This is a genomic window from Streptomyces sp. NPDC085481, assembly GCF_044541845.1.
Taxonomy (GTDB): Bacteria; Actinomycetota; Actinomycetes; order Streptomycetales; family Streptomycetaceae; genus Streptomyces.
In genome coordinates this window covers 114,447-129,443 of sequence record NZ_JBITTJ010000012.1, presented here as the reverse complement: position 1 = coordinate 129,443, position 14,997 = coordinate 114,447, and the positions used below count along the sequence as shown (strand labels likewise).

Annotated in this window: 14 protein-coding genes, 1 tRNA gene and 1 pseudogene; 7 read left to right on the top strand and 9 right to left on the bottom strand. The window is 70.7% G+C overall.

Annotation, left to right across the window (positions count from 1 at the left end; translation table 11 throughout):
• Positions 1-3: 3 nt before the first annotated feature.
• The 4 genes from ACIGEZ_RS24290 to ACIGEZ_RS24275 are packed head-to-tail and all read left to right on the top strand — an operon-like array spanning position 4 to position 1,982.
• The gene (locus tag ACIGEZ_RS24290) at positions 4-438 is read left to right on the top strand and encodes a roadblock/LC7 domain-containing protein (protein WP_399834422.1); all 435 of its coding nucleotides are present in this window, start codon (positions 4-6) and stop codon (positions 436-438) included.
• Positions 439-440: 2 nt separating this feature from the next.
• Positions 441-812: a DUF742 domain-containing protein gene (locus ACIGEZ_RS24285; protein WP_399834420.1), complete on the top strand. Its 372-nt coding sequence runs from the start codon at positions 441-443 to the stop codon at positions 810-812.
• Positions 790-1,413 carry a GTP-binding protein gene (locus ACIGEZ_RS24280; protein WP_399834418.1) on the top strand — a complete coding sequence of 208 codons (624 nt, stop codon included), beginning with the start codon at positions 790-792 and terminating at the stop codon, positions 1,411-1,413. The genes ACIGEZ_RS24285 and ACIGEZ_RS24280 overlap by 23 nt, the downstream gene beginning before the upstream one ends.
• Positions 1,410-1,982, top strand: a complete 573-nt coding sequence (locus ACIGEZ_RS24275; RefSeq protein ID WP_399834416.1) for a GAF domain-containing protein — start codon at positions 1,410-1,412, stop codon at positions 1,980-1,982. The genes ACIGEZ_RS24280 and ACIGEZ_RS24275 overlap by 4 nt, the downstream gene beginning before the upstream one ends.
• A gap of 164 nt (positions 1,983-2,146) precedes the next feature.
• Here ACIGEZ_RS24275 and ACIGEZ_RS24270 read toward each other — a convergent pair whose 3' ends face one another.
• Entirely contained in the window at positions 2,147-3,346 is a 1,200-nt protein-coding gene (locus ACIGEZ_RS24270; RefSeq protein WP_399834414.1) for an acyl-CoA dehydrogenase family protein, read from the bottom strand.
• Between the two features lie 560 nt (positions 3,347-3,906).
• On the opposite strand from ACIGEZ_RS24270, the gene ACIGEZ_RS24265 reads away from it, so the two are divergent.
• The gene (locus ACIGEZ_RS24265) at positions 3,907-4,272 is read left to right on the top strand and encodes an MmcQ/YjbR family DNA-binding protein (protein ID WP_399834412.1); all 366 of its coding nucleotides are present in this window, start codon (positions 3,907-3,909) and stop codon (positions 4,270-4,272) included.
• Between the two features lie 79 nt (positions 4,273-4,351).
• Here the strand turns inward: ACIGEZ_RS24265 and ACIGEZ_RS24260 are convergent, their stop codons facing one another.
• Positions 4,352-5,245: a transketolase family protein gene (locus ACIGEZ_RS24260; protein ID WP_399834410.1), complete on the bottom strand. Its 894-nt coding sequence runs from the start codon at positions 5,243-5,245 to the stop codon at positions 4,352-4,354.
• 104 nt (positions 5,246-5,349) lie between these two features.
• Positions 5,350-6,075: a transketolase gene (locus tag ACIGEZ_RS24255; protein WP_399834408.1), complete on the bottom strand. Its 726-nt coding sequence runs from the start codon at positions 6,073-6,075 to the stop codon at positions 5,350-5,352.
• A gap of 125 nt (positions 6,076-6,200) precedes the next feature.
• Here ACIGEZ_RS24255 and ACIGEZ_RS24250 point away from each other — a divergent pair.
• Both ACIGEZ_RS24250 and ACIGEZ_RS24245 read left to right on the top strand, forming a co-directional pair.
• Positions 6,201-6,274 (top strand) — tRNA-Pro (locus tag ACIGEZ_RS24250).
• Between the two features lie 600 nt (positions 6,275-6,874).
• The gene (locus tag ACIGEZ_RS24245; RefSeq protein WP_399834406.1) at positions 6,875-8,713 is read left to right on the top strand and encodes an APC family permease; all 1,839 of its coding nucleotides are present in this window, start codon (positions 6,875-6,877) and stop codon (positions 8,711-8,713) included.
• A 4-nt stretch (positions 8,714-8,717) separates the two neighbouring features.
• Here ACIGEZ_RS24245 and ACIGEZ_RS24240 read toward each other — a convergent pair whose 3' ends face one another.
• The 6 genes and pseudogenes from ACIGEZ_RS24240 to kdpB form a co-directional block, all read right to left on the bottom strand.
• Entirely contained in the window at positions 8,718-9,161 is a 444-nt protein-coding gene (locus ACIGEZ_RS24240; protein WP_399834404.1) for a TetR/AcrR family transcriptional regulator C-terminal domain-containing protein, read from the bottom strand.
• A gap of 162 nt (positions 9,162-9,323) precedes the next feature.
• Positions 9,324-9,795 (bottom strand): annotated as a pseudogene (locus ACIGEZ_RS24235) (hypothetical protein); the annotation flags it as partial.
• A 52-nt stretch (positions 9,796-9,847) separates the two neighbouring features.
• On the bottom strand, positions 9,848-10,396 hold the full coding sequence (locus ACIGEZ_RS24230; RefSeq protein WP_399834402.1) for a hypothetical protein: 549 nt from the start codon (positions 10,394-10,396) through the stop codon (positions 9,848-9,850).
• 54 nt (positions 10,397-10,450) lie between these two features.
• Positions 10,451-11,236, bottom strand: a complete 786-nt coding sequence (locus tag ACIGEZ_RS24225) for a GNAT family N-acetyltransferase (protein WP_399834400.1) — start codon at positions 11,234-11,236, stop codon at positions 10,451-10,453.
• Positions 11,237-11,389: 153 nt separating this feature from the next.
• Positions 11,390-12,199 carry an SDR family NAD(P)-dependent oxidoreductase gene (locus ACIGEZ_RS24220; RefSeq protein WP_399834398.1) on the bottom strand — a complete coding sequence of 270 codons (810 nt, stop codon included), beginning with the start codon at positions 12,197-12,199 and terminating at the stop codon, positions 11,390-11,392.
• Between the two features lie 266 nt (positions 12,200-12,465).
• Positions 12,466-14,607: a potassium-transporting ATPase subunit KdpB gene (gene kdpB, locus ACIGEZ_RS24215; protein WP_399834396.1), complete on the bottom strand. Its 2,142-nt coding sequence runs from the start codon at positions 14,605-14,607 to the stop codon at positions 12,466-12,468.
• Between the last annotated feature and the right edge of the window lie 390 nt (positions 14,608-14,997).

Here is a 14,997-nt window from a genome sequence, read left to right as displayed (position 1 = left end):
ACCATGGCGAGCAATGTGCCGACCGGCCATTCCTCGGATCTCGACTGGCTGCTGAGCGGTCTGGTCCAGCGGGTCCCCTACACCCGCAACGCCGTACTGCTCTCCTCCGACGGCCTCGTCAAGTCCGTGCACGGCCTCGATCCCGACGCCGCCGACCACATGGCCGCGCTGGCCTCCGGGCTCTACTCGCTCGGCCGCAGCGCCGGTGCGCGGTTCGGCGACGGCGGCGAGGTGCGCCAGGTGGTGGTCGAGCTGGACTCCACCCTGCTGTTCGTCTCGACGGCCGGATCCGGCACCTGTCTCGCGGTCCTGGCGGGCCGCGAGGCGGACGCCGCCGTCCTCGGCTACGAGATGGCCATGCTCGTCAAGAGCGTCCGGCCGTATCTGGTCACCCCGGCCAGACAGGGCGCCGGCGCGGCGGGCAGTGCGGGACAGTGAGTATGGGGTCCCACCAGGAAGGACCCTGGCTCGACGACGCGGCAGGCCGGCTGATCCGCCCGTACACCGTCAGCGGTGGCCGGACCAAGCCCACCGCGGCGCTCGACCTGCTCTCGATGGTGATGGCCACCGGCACCGCCCCGCAGCCGCACCTGGGTCCCGAGCACAGCCTGGCCCTCGGGCTGTGCGACGGACCCACCTCGGTGGCGGAGATCGCGGCGCACTTACGGCTCCCGGCCGTCGTCACCAAGGTCCTGCTGTCCGACCTCGTGGACTGCGGGGCGCTCACCGCCCGAGCGCCCCGCTTCCACGCCAACCCAACCGACCGTTCCTTGCTGGAGGCAGTGCTCGATGGCCTACGACAACGGCTCTGAGCGCCACGAAACCCTCGCCGCCGACCCGTTTCCCACCGCGCTGAAGATCCTGGTGGCGGGTGGCTTCGGGGTGGGCAAGACCACCTTCGTGGGCGCGGTCAGCGAGATCGAACCGCTGAGCACCGAAGAGCTGCTGACCTCGGTCAGCGCGGCCACCGACAGCCTGGAGGGCGTGGAGTCCAAGACCACGACCACCGTCGCCATGGACTTCGGCCGCATCACCCTCGACGACCGCAACGTGCTGTACCTGTTCGGCACCCCGGGCCAGGAGCGCTTCTGGTTCATGTGGGACGAGCTCTCCGAGGGCGCGCTCGGAGCGGTCGTCCTCGCCGACACCCGCCGCCTGCAGGAATGTTTCTCCGCCGTCGACTTCTTCGAGCGGCGGGGAATCCGGTTCGTGGTGGCGGTCAACGAGTTCGACGGCGCCTACCGCTACGAGCCCGACGAGGTACGGGCGGCCCTCGACCTCAAGCCGACGGTGCCGGTCATGCTGTGCGACGCCCGGATCTCCAGCTCCGGCATCCGCACCCTGCTGACCCTCGTCCAGCATCTGCTCACCAACATCCCGGCCGCCGTGCCGAGCTACGGAGCCACGCCATGACTTTCGACCCGACCGGTCACCTGCTGCTCACCCCCGTCGACCAGGAGGCGCCCGCCCGGGTCCGCCGTCTGCGCGAGCTGGGGCTCGGCGAGAAGCCCGACGCGGCCTTCGACGAGTTCGCCCGCCGGCTCGCGGACGTGACCGGCGCCCCCTTCTCGATGGTCAACTTCATCGACGAGAACCGCCAGTTCTTCGCGGGCCTGCACACTCCGGGCGGTACGCACTCGGGCAGCGACCTCGGTGCCGCGGCCGCCAGCACCGGGGGTGTGGGCCGCTACATGGACCGCGACCACGGCTACTGCCCGCACGTGGTGGTGCGCCGCAAGGCGCTGGTCCTGGAGGACGTCTGCGACTACCCGCGGTTCGCGGGCAACCCGGTGGTGGACGAGATCGGCATCCGCTCGTACATGGGCGCCCCGCTGATCGACCGTACGGGCATCGCGCTGGGCACGATCTGCGTGGTCGACACGGACGTACGGCCCTGGGGGCGGGCGGGCCTGGAGACGATCAAGGCCATGGCCGCCGAGCTGGTGGAGCAGATCCACCGGCGCGAGGACGGCATGTTCTGACGGAGGTGCGTGACGGCTCGCCCGGTGACGACTTGCCCACGTGACGGCTCGCCCACGTGTCGGCTCGTGCACGTGTCCGCTCGTGCGGGTGCCCCGGTGTTCGGCTCCTTTGCCGGACTCCGGGGCACGGTTCTTCGTACGACGTGGTGTCAGCCGCCGCGTCGTCAGCAGCCGGCCGGTTCGAGGCGTACGAGGTCCGACAGGCGTTCCGACCAACTGCCCTTGTCCTGCCCGAGGGCGACCTCGGCCAGGCGGAGGAGCTGGATGTCGGAGGTGCCGGCCGGGGCGAACATGTGGTGCGCGTCGCGGAGGTACCGCTCGATGGGGCGGTTGGTGAAGAGGCCCGCGGCGGCATGGATCTCCATGGCGTTGCGTCCGGAGTCGATGGCGGATTCGACGTTGACCAGCTTGGCGTTCATCAGCTCGGTGTCGCAGGACATGCCCTGGTCGAGCAGATGGACGGCGTGGTACGCGGCGAGCCGGGCCGTCATCAGCCGGGACTGCATCTGGCCCAACTTCAGCTTGACGGTGGGGAGGTCGGCGAGCGGCTTGCCGTAGCGGATGCGCTCGGCGGCGAACCGGGTGGTCTCCTCCAGGATGGCCTGGTGGATGCCGAGGGAGACGGCCGTGAGGTTGGCCCGGCCGTAGAGCACGCTGGAGGAGTACGCGACGGCGAGCCCGTCGCCCTCGTCGCCGAGCCGGTTCGCGGCCGGCACCCGGCAGTTCTCGAAGATGAGCTCGCCGAAGCTGAAGCCGTGCAGACCCATGGACGGCTGTTCCGGACCGATCCTGAACCCAGGGCGATCGGATTCGACCAGGAAGGCGGTCAGGCCCTTCGAGCCGGGACCGGTCCTGACCACGACGCCATGGAGGTCGCCTACATGGCTGTTGCCGACGTACACCTTGTTGCCGTTGAGGATGTAGTCGTCCCCGTCCCGTACCGCGCTGGCGGACATGCCGAGGACATGGCCGCCCGACTCGGGCTCGGTGACCGCGATGGTCGGCAGGCACTCGCCGGCGGCGATGGCCGGGAGCCAGGTCTTGCGCTGCTCGTCGCTGCCGAAGTGCACGATCTTGGCGGTGCCGAGCTGCGAGGCCTGGACCATGGCGCCCATCGCGCCGCTGACCCGCGACAGCTCCTCGATGATGATGGTCTTGGCCAGGTGTCCGGCGCCCATCCCGCCGTACTCGTGGCCGATAGTCGCTCCCAACCAGCCCTGTTCCGCGATCAGTCGGGACAGTTCATGGTGGACTGAGCGGGTCTCCTCCATCTCCGGTATCCGTGGCCGAACCTCACGCTCTGCGAAGTCGCGTACCGTCTCCCGGAGTTGATGATGCAGTCGGCTGCTGAAGTAGCCGTCCATTCGAGTCCTCCCCTGCGAAACGCCTGCTCGTCCGATGAGCCGAACAGGTGGTGCATCGGCAGTGGTCCCGTCCCGAACAGGCCGACCACTTCATGGTGTTGATCTTTCTGAGGCGGATCAATATCGCCACAAAGTTTGTCCGAAACCGGAACGGTTGACGTTTGTTTATGACTGTGTTTCACATGGTCTTGGCCTGCTCAGTCCGATCCGAAGGGCATTCCCCGGGGGCATCTTTCTGCCACATGCCAAAGGCAACGGATTCGCGGGCATATGGCGGTGTGGCGGGTCGGATCGCCTCATACGTCACTTCATCATCCGAGAGACGGCATTCCGGAACCATCCCCCGGGCCCGGGCGGACCGGCGGCACCGGCTGTCCGGGCGGTGGAACCCGCCTGGGAGGGCCTGTCGGGCACCGGTCCGGGGCCCGTAGGGAGCGCATGGAGGCGTCACGGGGCGCGGGGGCGTGTCACTGAGCGTGAGGGGTGTGCGGGGCGGAGCGTGCGCGGGCGCGCGTGCCGGCCGGTGCCCGCCGGCGGCCGGGAGGTCGTACGGTCGGTGCATGGCCACTTCCGACGACGTGCGCAGGATCGCCCTCTCGCTGCCCGGGGCGTTCGAGAAGCTCGCGTGGGGCATGCCCACCTTCCGCGCCGGACAGGGCGGCCGGGTGTTCGCCTCCCTGGACGACGACGATCAGGTGATGGGCGTCAAGTGTCCGAAAGAGGACCGGGACGGGCTGATCGCCGCCGAACCGGAGAAGTTCTTCCTGCGCGAGGGCCACGACGACGGCTACGCATGGATCCGCGTCCGGCTCGGCGCCCTGGACGACGAGGACGAGCTCCGGGCGATCCTGGCCGACTCCTGGCGCCAGGCGGCACCCCGCAAGCTCCTCGGGGAGCACCCGGAGCTGGGGCGGCCGGGGGAGTGACGCCTCGGGGCCGGACCGCCTGAGGAGCGGGCCGGCCCGCGTCATCCCGGGGGCAGGTGCCGAACGCCGGTGATCGGCATCACCCGAGGAAGGCGCCGATCCGCCCCCGCAGGGCTGCCGGGTCGAGCCCCTGACCGGCCAGGTGCTCGTCGATCGACCCGTAGCGGCGCAGCTCGCGCCGCCCGATCCCGAGCCCCAGGACCCGGTGCGGCACCTCGGCCAGGGCGTCGTTGGCCGCGCCCGTCGAGGTCCCGGCGAGATACGGCTCCACCAGGACGACCTCCGGCCGCGCGCCTGCCACCGCCCGGCGCAGGGCCTGACCGTCGAAGGGGCGGACGGTCGTCGCGTACAGGACCGTGACGTCCAGTCCCTCGGTCGCTGCCAGCACGTTGTCCAGCATGGGCCCGACCGCGACGACGACCCCGCGGGAGCCCTCGCGCAGCACGGTGAAGCCGCTCCGGGCGAGCGGGTGCGGCGCGGCGTTGGCATGCACCGACAGGCGCACGTACGCCGACTCGTCACTCGCGACCGCCTGCCGCAGCAGCGCCTCCGCCTCGTCCGGGTGCCCCGGCACGTGGACGGTCCAGCCGTCCAGGGTGTCGAGCAGTGCGACGTCGCCGGGCGACATGTGGGTGAACCCCCCGGCGGGCCAGTCGTACGAGCCTCCGGCGCTGACCAGGACGCCGCTCACGCCCTGGTGCCCGAAGTCCAGCTTCAGCTGCTCGAAGGGCCGCTCGACCAGGAAACTGGCGAAGGTGTGCATGACCGGCCGCATCCCGGTGAGAGCCAGCCCGCCGCCCGCCCCGATGAGCAGCTGCTCGCGGATGCCGACGTTGATCACCCGGTCGGGGTGGCGCCCGAGGGCCGGCTGGAAGCCGTCCTTGCTGATCTCGGCGAGCACGAGCGCGAGCCGGGGATCCTCGTCGAGCAGGCGGGTGGTGGTGGCGATGAAACGATCACGCATGGTGTCCACGGACAGACTCTCCTCAAGGGGAAGCAGGGGGATCGGAGATCAGGGGGCTCGGGGATCAGGGGGCCAGGGCTTCCGGACGCGGCGGGCTTCCGGAGGCGGGGGGCTCAGGAGTTCTTGGGCTCGACGCGGGCCACGACGGCGCGCGGCCGGCCGGGGTGCGGGGCGGTGTAGGCGGCGTACAGCGCCTCGTGATCACGCCCGTCTACGGTCTCGGCGGACCACCCGGCCGCCTCGAACCGGGAGGCGATCCCCCCGGGCCAGCCGTGGGTCGCGGAGCTGTTGTCGATCACCAGGGTGTACAGCCGGTCGAGCCCGGCGGGCCCGGCGTAGGCGATGGCCTCGTGGTTGCTGCCCTCGTCGAGCTCGGCGTCCCCGATGAGCACCCACACCCGCGGCTCGGTGAGTCCCTGCGCCCGCAGTCCCAGCGCGCTCCCGACCCCGAGCGGCAGCCCGTGCCCGAGCGACCCGCTCCCGATCTCGACCCCGGGCAAGAGCGTCCGGTCCGGGTGGTGCCCGAGCGGCGACTCGTACCCGCCGAACCCGCTCAGCAGCTCCTCGTCGATGAACCCCTTGGCGGCGAGCACGGCGTAGTACGCCATGGGTCCGTGCCCCTTCGACAGCAGAAACCGGTCCCGCTCCCGGTCCGCCACGGTCTCGGGCGAGACCCGCAGCACCCGGTCGTACAGCACCCAGAGGGCGTCGAGGGTGGAGGTGGCGGCGGGGGAGTGCTTCTCGTCCCCGGTCATCAGCGCCATGAGGCGGTGCAGCTCGGGGAGGGCGGCTGCCGACGGCGCCTGTGGGGCGTGCCGTGCGTACGTCGTGTTCTTCATGACACACACGGTGCTACCTCAAGCGCGCTTGAGGTCAAGCGGCAAAGTGGTTCGTGACCACCCAGGGAAGTGCGGTATTGTTCTCATGCGCGTTCGGCCGGGGAAACCCCAGGTCAGACGGGCATCGGGACGTGGCGCAGCTTGGTAGCGCACTTGACTGGGGGTCAAGGGGTCGCAGGTTCAAATCCTGTCGTCCCGACTTGCTTGTACGCAGGTCGGAGGTCGTATCGGAAACATTCGATACGGCCTCAAGATCGTTTTTGGGGACCAGTTGGGGACCAGGACGGTCGTCATGGGTCGTCAGAGAGCGGCAACTGCCGTCCCCAGCCGCCCCCGGGCAACTCATTCTCCCGGGATTCTTCCCAGCGGCGTCTGGTTCGTGGGGCGGATCGCTGCCGGCGAGGGGAGCGCTCCGGGTTCTTACTCGCATCGCGCGGCAGTAGCCGAGCCGCAGGTCTGCAGCAGGTGCCCTCGCTCGGTACGGCGTGACCATGCGCGGTCGCCGTGTGGTGTCTCCTCGAAGAGGTCGATCGAGGAGACGGGTGTGTCCGCCACCGCGAGTTCAAGTGAACCGGCGAGCACCGTGTCGTGGTTGCTGCAGGTGGCCGACCAGGGAGCCGTGATCGTGGATGGCGCGGGCGAGTTCTTCACGCGAACCTGACGCGCCGCGCCGTCGAGGCCGACGTCAAGGAGCTGTCAGGGGAAGGGCGGGCGGCGCCAAGAACGCGCCAGGAAGGGCAGACATGCCCACGGTGGGGGCGGACGCTGAGCGGAGCCCGATGTGAAGGAGCCCGTCCGCATGACCACCTTGACCACCGAGAAGGACGCCGTACCCGGTGCCGAGGAGCCCCCTGATACCGGTGCGCGGCACCAGCTGACCGCCGTCACCGGGTTGGCCGCGCTGTCGCTGGACGCGATGGCGTCGGTGGCGTACGGGCCCGAGGCCATCGTGCTGGTGCTGGCCGCGGCCGGCGGATACGGGCTGGGGTTCACGCTGCCGGTCACGCTCGCCATCGCGGGCCTGCTGGCCGTCCTGGTCGCCTCGTACCGGCAGGTCATCGCCGTGTTCCCGGACGGCGGCGGCTCCTACGCAGTGGCGAAGGCGCACCTGGGGCGGCGGACGAGCCTGGTCGCGGCGGGCTCGCTGGTCCTGGACTACGTCCTCAACGTGGCCGTGGCCGTGACAGCGGGCGTGGCCGCGCTGACGTCGGCCTTCCCGGGGCTCTACGGCGACCGGCTGGTGATCTGCCTGGGCGTCCTGGTGCTCATCACGGCCGTGAACCTGCGCGGGATCGTCGACTCGGCCCGCGCTTTCATCGTCCCGACCGCCGTCTTCGTCGGCGCGATCCTCGTCATGATCGCCGTAGGCCTGTTCCGCGACGCGCCCCTCTCCACCGCCGCCTCCGACGGACACGCCTCCGTTCTCGCCGACGACGCCACCACGGTCGGCGCCCTGCTCCTGCTGAAGGCGTTCGCCTCCGGCTGCTCGGCGTTGACCGGTGTCGAGGCGATAGCCAACGCCGTGCCCTCCTTCCGGGCGCCGGCCGCCCGCCGGGCGATGCGCGCCGAGGTCGCGCTGGGTGCACTGCTCGGCGTCATGCTGATCGGACTGTCGGTGCTGATCTCCCGCTTCGGGCTCCAGCCGGTGGAGGGCGTCACCGTCCTCGCCCAGCTCGCGGACGCCTCGCTGGGGCACAACTGGGCCTTCTACGTCATCCAGTTCGCGACCATGGTGCTGCTGGCGCTCTCCGCGAACACCTCCTTCGGCGGGCTGCCCGTCCTGCTGAAGCTGCTGGCGCGGGACAACTACGTGCCGCACGTCTTCGGGCTCAAGGCCGACCGTCAGGTGCACCGGCACGGCGTGGTGTGGCTGGCGGTGGTGTCGGCGGCGCTGCTCGTGTTCTCCGGCGGCGACACCAACACCCTCGTGCCGCTCTTCGCCATCGGCGTCTTCGTCGGCTTCACCATCGCCCAGACCGGCATGGTCCTGCACTGGCGGTCCACCCGGCAGTGGGGCAGAGCCCTTCTCAACGGTCTCGGTGCCGTTCTGACCGGCGTCTCCGCGGTCGTCGTCACCGCCGCGAAGTTCCATGACGGTGCCTGGCTGATCGTGATCGCCCTGCCCGTCCTCGTCCTCGCCTTCGAGACCGTCCACCGCGCGTACGGGCGGATCGGCGAGCGGCTGGGCGTCGGTTGCGTCCCCGAACCGCCGCACCGCGAGCGCTCCCTCGTCCTGGTGCCGGTCTCGTCGCTGACCCGGCTCACCAGCGAGGCCCTCACCGCCGCCGTCTCCCTGGGCGACGAGGTCCGGGCGGTGACCGTCTGCCACCCCGACCCGGAGGACCGGGCCCAGACCGAGGCGCTGGAGCGGGACTGGGCGCTGTGGAACCCGGGCGTTCCGCTGGTACGGCTCCCCTCCGAGCGGCGCTCGCTCGGCCGGCCCGTCAGCTCCTACGTACGCGAGCTGCGCGCGGCCGCGCCGGGCACCAGGGTCACCGTGCTGATCCCGGAGGCCGAGCCGGAGCACCTGTGGCAGCGGTTGCTGCAGAACCAGCGGGGCGCGGTCGTGGCCCACGCCGTGCGCAGGGACACGGATGCCGTGATCTGCCGACTGAGGTTCCGGCTCGGGGCTCGTTAGCCGGCTAGCTCGTCTCTGCCAGCTGCGCCTCGAAGCCGTCGAGGATCGCCGCGAGGCCGAATTCGAAGGTGCGGTCGGGGGCCGCGGTGTACTTGGCCGCGGCGCTGCCGTCGAGGCGTTCGCTCAGGCGGGGGAAGTACATGGCGACCTCGGTGGCCGCCGCCATCGTGTCGGCCAGTTCCTTCTCCGGGTCGCCGCTCTTGCCCGGCCGGCGGGTCAGCGAGACCTGCACGGCGGCGCCCAGCGCGCTGCCGAGGACGTAGACGAAGACGGTGGCCGCGGCCCGGTCGGTGTCGGCGGTACCGAGCCGCGCGCCCAGACTGCGCATGTTGAGGCCGCCGAGGCCCTCGTCGTCGAGCAGCTCGGTCGCCGCGCGGACGATCCCCTCGCCAACAGCGAGGAGGGCTACCTCTTCAACCAGGCCGTCGTCTGCGCTGCCTTCGAGCACTTCCTTGGCCTGAGCGAGAAGGACCCCGAGCCCATGCTGTACGACGACACCCGCCCCGCGAGGTAGCCGGGCGCTACGAGGTCGACGCCACGAATCTCGACATCGCCACCGACGGCGCGCGGCTCACCCTGGCCGTGGAGATCAAGCCGGAGCTCCGCCTGGCTAGCCGACGTGGACGCGGGGGCGCCGGTCCCGGTCGGACTCGGCCTCGCGCAGGATCTCGCGGGTCACGGGCGCGATCTCGCCTTGGCCGAAGAGGAAGAAGCGCAGGAAGTTGGCGAAGGGGTTGCCCTCGGTCCACTCGAAGTAGGGCGTCGACGTCGGCGTCGAGGATCCACGTCACCAGGAAGGCAACCAGGGTGAAGACGATCACCATGGGGCGCACCGCGCGGGCCCAGTGCGGGGCCATGCCGTACTTGGGCGGGTCGCGGGGCATCAGGTTGAGCAGACCGGCCATGGCCGAGGCGCCCGCGAACCACAGGATCGCGATGGTGGCGATGTCGTCGACGGTGCCGAAGGTGTTGCCCAGGTACTCGTGCGCGAGACAGGCGAGAGCGCGCCCGTTGGCGCTGCCGCCGGACTCGAACGCCTTCTCGGGGATCAGTACGGTGGTGATGAAGCTGGTCGTGATCAGGGCTGGATCTGGGACGTGGAACGACAGGGCTGGCCGGACGGGGAGACCGGGTCTAGCCCAGCCCTGAGACCTTGAGAACCGACCGTGTCGTCTCGTGGTCGAGGTAGAGGGAGAGCCGGGCCAGGTCGCTGGTGTCGGGGCTCGGCATGCCGCGCTGCAAGGAGGCGCGGGCCCCGGCCTCGAGGCGGAGCCAGAGCGCCGGATTGGCAGTGAGAACGCGCAGGTCGACCTCGGCTCGACCGCCTTCCGTATCCGTGAGGATCACCCGACGCGAGGTCCCTGTGGCCGGCCAGGAGATCGCCGCGAGCCGGTCCATGCGGACCGTCCGCGTCACCCACAGGCCCTGGACGATCAGCAGGTCCGGTGCGGCGCTGACCCGCGGGGGCAGCAGGACCACCAGCAAGAGCGACGCGAGAGCCATGGATCCCGCCGCGCGGAGCAGCGTCAGGCCGTGGGTGCCGGCATCGACGGTCAGCGACGCCGCCAGCAGGAGCACCGCGCATCCGACGGCGGCGCGAGCCTCTCCCGGCCATCCCGCGTCTGACAGGACGTCGCCGGGGACGTCGGTTACACGACTGGCGATGCGACGGAGCGGCTTCATGGCGCTCACGCTAGGACCGCGGCCCGGCCCCACCACCGGGCTCGTACGCCGTGTTTACGCCGCTGCCCGCAGTATTGACGGGTTGCTGACGGCCACGGGCCCGGTCGTGTGATGGACGTACTCGCGGACGAGGCGGAAGCCGGCCGTCCAGGCCAGAAGGCGGCTGGCGCGGTTGTCGTGGGAGCAGCTCCAGGTGGCGGTTCTGCCCCGGGCGGTGATGTCGTCGGTCAGTCCCTGGACGCAGGCGAGGGCGAGGTGCTGTCGTCGCTCGGAGGAGGCGGTGGCGCAGGCGACGTCCTCGTACCGGCTGCCGGTGAAGCGCGTGCAGGCCAGCGCAAGGACACGGCCCTTGCGGAAGGCGCCCCAGCCCTGCCCGGAGGCGGCGAGGCCCGAGGGCCCGCCCCAGGTGGCGTGGATCCAGTTCATGGCGGGGTCCATCGCGGCGAGCGCCGGGCCGTCCTCGGAGACGAGCCGCCGTACCGTCACCGCGCGCGGAACGCGCGGCGGAGTCCCGGCCGCCTGGTGCACGTAGAGCATGCGGTCCCAGGGGTGCAGGCGGTCGAACGCGGCGCCGAGGACCGGCAGGAAGCGGTCGGAGGCCTCGACACAGTGACCGGTCAGCGGGGCGAGGCCGGCCGGGGTGAGGGCGGTGGGGTCGCCGGCCAGGAGGGCGTGGTCGCCGCAGGTGACGGCGACGACGCGGGGGTGTTCGGCGCGGTCGGTCCACCAGGTGCCGTGGCCGGTCGTGAGGACGTGCTCGGCGAGGGCGGCGGTGCCGGGTCCGCCGGCGGGGAACACGCGGGCGCAGGCCGGTGGTTGGTGGGCGGGGTGTGGGATCACGGGAGAACCTCCGGTACGGACACGGGGCGGCCCGCCAGGAGACGGGCCGCCCCGGTCGGGGTCAGCTCTGGCCGGCCTTGCGGCCGTGGTTCGCGTTCTTCTTGCGGCGGGCCTTCTTCTTGCGGGCGCGCTTAGACATGGCGGGGCGCTCCTTCAGGCCGTGTGGCCGACGAGGACGTCGGCGAGCTTGGTGAGGCGCTTGACCGTGCGCTCCTCGGTGGCGGCGGGCGCCGGGGCGACGCGGTGTTCGCGGTCGTAGTAGGCGCCGTTGACGATCTCGACGGCCGGGTCGCAGAGCCTTACGACATGGGCGGCGCCTTCGGCCGGCGACACGCCCTCGTGGGCGTAGAGGGGGAGGAGGCTGGTGGTGCAGATGCCGGGGTGGACGGAGACGGCGGTGACCCGGGGGTCGGCGGCGAAGACCGTCAGGGCCAGCTGCGACTGGGCGTAGGCGGCGAGCCGGGAGTAGCGGCGGGCACGGTTGGGGTCGGCCCACTGGATGGAGCCGGTGCGGTGCAGTGAGGAGGAGACGTTGACGACGCGGCCGCCCGGCTCGGAGGTCAGGGCCGGCTCCAGGAGGTTGGTCAGGAGGTAGTGGGCGAGGAAGTTGACCTGGAAGGCGATCTCGTTGCCGTCGACGGTGACGGTGTGCCGCTCGGGAGCCGCCATGCCCGCGTTGTTGACCAGGACGTCCAGGTGCGGGTGCTCGGCGAGGACCCGGGCGGCAAGCTGCTCGACCTCCTCCAGACGGGAGAAGTCGGCGCCGAAGGCGCACAGCTGCCCGGCGGAGACGTCGGAGAGCGTGACGAGCCGGTCGACCGCGGCATGAGCCTCCTCGGTGGTCCGGCCGTGGAGGAGCACGGTGGCGCCGCGCTCGGCCAGCTGCCGCGCGGTCTGGTGGCCGATGCCGGAGGTGGCGCCGCTGACGAGCACGGTGCGTCCGGACAGGGAGGAAGAAGACATGGTTCGTCCAGGGATAGTCGATGAGGTACGAGAAGAGGGGCGCCGTGACCCGTTACGACGGTCACGGCGCCCTGTATGACGTGGCGCGGGCAGGCGTCAGCGCAGGGCGGACGCGCCCGGACGGCAGCGGGGCGTGCGACTCGGCGACGCCTGATGAGGCGGCCGGTCGAGCAGGAGCCACGCGCTGTTCACGCTTCTCATCCAATCCCGAGCGGGATCCCCGGGCAAGGACAAAGGCCTTTCTCTGACGCCGCCCTGACGGGAATTCACCCGAGTCCCGGAACCATCGACACGAGCAGGTCGATGGCCTTGATGCCGAGGAACGGCAGGACCAGGCCGCCGAGGCCGTACAGCAGGAGATTGCGGCGCAGCAGGTCGTGCGCGGAGGCCGGTGTGTAGCGGACGCCGCGCAGCGCGAGCGGGATGAGCGCCACGATGATCAGGGCGTTGAAGATGATGGCGGAGGTGATCGCCGAGGTGGGGCTGTGCAGGCCCATGATGTTCAGTGCTTCGAGGCCCGGGTAGGCGCCGGTGAACATCGCGGGGATGATCGCGAAGTACTTCGCCACGTCGTTCGTGATCGAGAAGGTCGTCAACGCGCCTCGGGTGATGAGGAGTTGCTTGCCGATCTGGACGATCTCGATGAGCTTGGTCGGGTTGGAGTCGAGGTCGACCATGTTGCCGGCCTCCTTCGCGGCCGACGTGCCGGTGTTCATGGCCACGCCGACGTCCGCCTGGGCGAGTGCCGGAGCGTCGTTCGTCCCGTCTCCCGTCATCGCGACCAGCTTGCCGCCCTCCTGCTCCTTCTTGATGAGGGCGAGCTTGTCCTCGGGGGTGGCTTCGGCGAGGAAGTCGTCGACGCCGGCTTCGTGGGCGATGGCGCGTGCGGTCAGCGGGTTGTCACCGGTGATCATCACCGTACGGATGCCCATGCGGCGCAGCTCCGCGAACCGTTCCTTGATGCCGTCCTTCACCACGTCCTTGAGATGGACGATGCCGAGGACGCGGGGACCGTCCCAGTCGTTGACGGCGACCAGGAGCGGGGTGCCGCCGGCCGCCGAGATCTGGTCGCTCCACGTCTGCGCCTCGCCCGGCACCCGGCCGCCGTACATCTCGACCCAGGCGATGACCTGCGCCGTCGCCCCCTTGCGGATGTGGCAGGCGGCGCCGTTGTCCCAGCGCAGGTCGATGCCGCTCATCCGGGTCTGCGCGCTGAACTCCACGAACCGGGCGTTCGCGAGCTCGCCGTCGGCCGGGGCCCGCAGCCCGTACCTCTCCTTGGCCAGGACCACCACCGAGCGGCCTTCGGGTGTCTCGTCGGCGAGCGAGGACAGTTGCGCGGCGTTCGCGAGCATGGCCTCCTCGATGCCGGGCAGCGGGACGAAGTCCGCGGCCTCCCGGTTTCCCAGGGTGATGGTCCCCGTCTTGTCGAGGAGGAGCGTGTTGATGTCGCCGGCGGCCTCGACGGCCCGTCCCGACATGGCGAGGACGTTGCGCTGGACGAGCCGGTCCATGCCGGCGATGCCGATGGCCGAGAGGAGCGCGCCGATCGTCGTCGGGATGAGCGTCACGAGCAGGGCGACGAGGACGGTGGTGGAGGGCGCGGCGCCCGCGTACGTGGCCATGGGCTGCACGGCGACCACCACCAGGACGAAGACGGTGGTGAGCGCGGCGAGAAGGATGTTCAGCGCGATCTCGTTCGGAGTCTTCTGCCGGGAGGCGCCCTCGACCAGGGCGATCATCCGATCCATGAAGGAATGGCCGGGGCGCGAGGTGACCCGTACGACGATCCGGTCCGACAGCACCGTCGTACCGCCTGTCACTCCCGTCCGGTCGCCGCCGGACTCGCGGATGACCGGGGCCGATTCGCCGGTGACGGCGGATTCGTCGACCGCCGCGACCCCGTCGACCACGTCGCCGTCGGCCGGGATCAGCTCGCCCGCTTCGACGAGCACGAAGTCGAACATCTTCAGATCCGTGGCGGCCACGGCCTCCGTCTCGGCCCGGTCGAGATCCGTCCCGTACCGCCAGTGCCGGAGACGCAGGGCCACCGTGTCCGTACGGGCCTTCCGCAGTGACTCGGCCTGTGCCCGGCCTCGTCCTTCGGCGACCGCCTCGGCCAGGTTGGCGAAGACGACCGTCAGCCACAGCCAGACGCTGATCACCCAGGTGAACACGGACGGGTTGACGACCGCGGACAGGGTGGTGAGGACCGATCCGACCCCGACGACGAACAACACCGGGTTACGGACCAGGTGCCGTGGATGAAGCTTCCGGAGAGCGTCGGGGAACGAGCTGATCATCTGGACGGGGTCGAGCAGCCCGCCCTCCACGCTGCGTCTGCGCCGATGTGGATGCGTGGTGGGCGGGAAGGAAGGCGCCTGCTGGACTGGAGCGGCGGGATTCATGGGGTCAGGACCTTCATGAAGGAGCCGCCGCCCGGGACGGCGGGCGACGGCTGGACCGGCAGGACGCACCGGGAGTTCCGGGTGCGCCGGACAGAGGAACGGGAGCGAGGCGCCCTGCCGATCCCGAAAAGGCACGGTGATCGGCAGGGCGCCGTCCCGGCTCGGCGCATGCGGATGGGAGGCATGGACCGAGCGCCTTCGTCGAGGATGGTCGAGCCACTGACGTCCTCGGCGGTGAGCGGCGGTTGCTGAATGTAGTCGCCGACTTCGTTCGAGCGGACTGACGTTGACGTCCCTCTGACGGTCTGAGGCGTGGCTCTGACGGTTTCCTTGCACCCTGCCGCGCCGTCTGTCAGGACGGTGTCAGGACTCGCGTGCGGGGCATCAAGG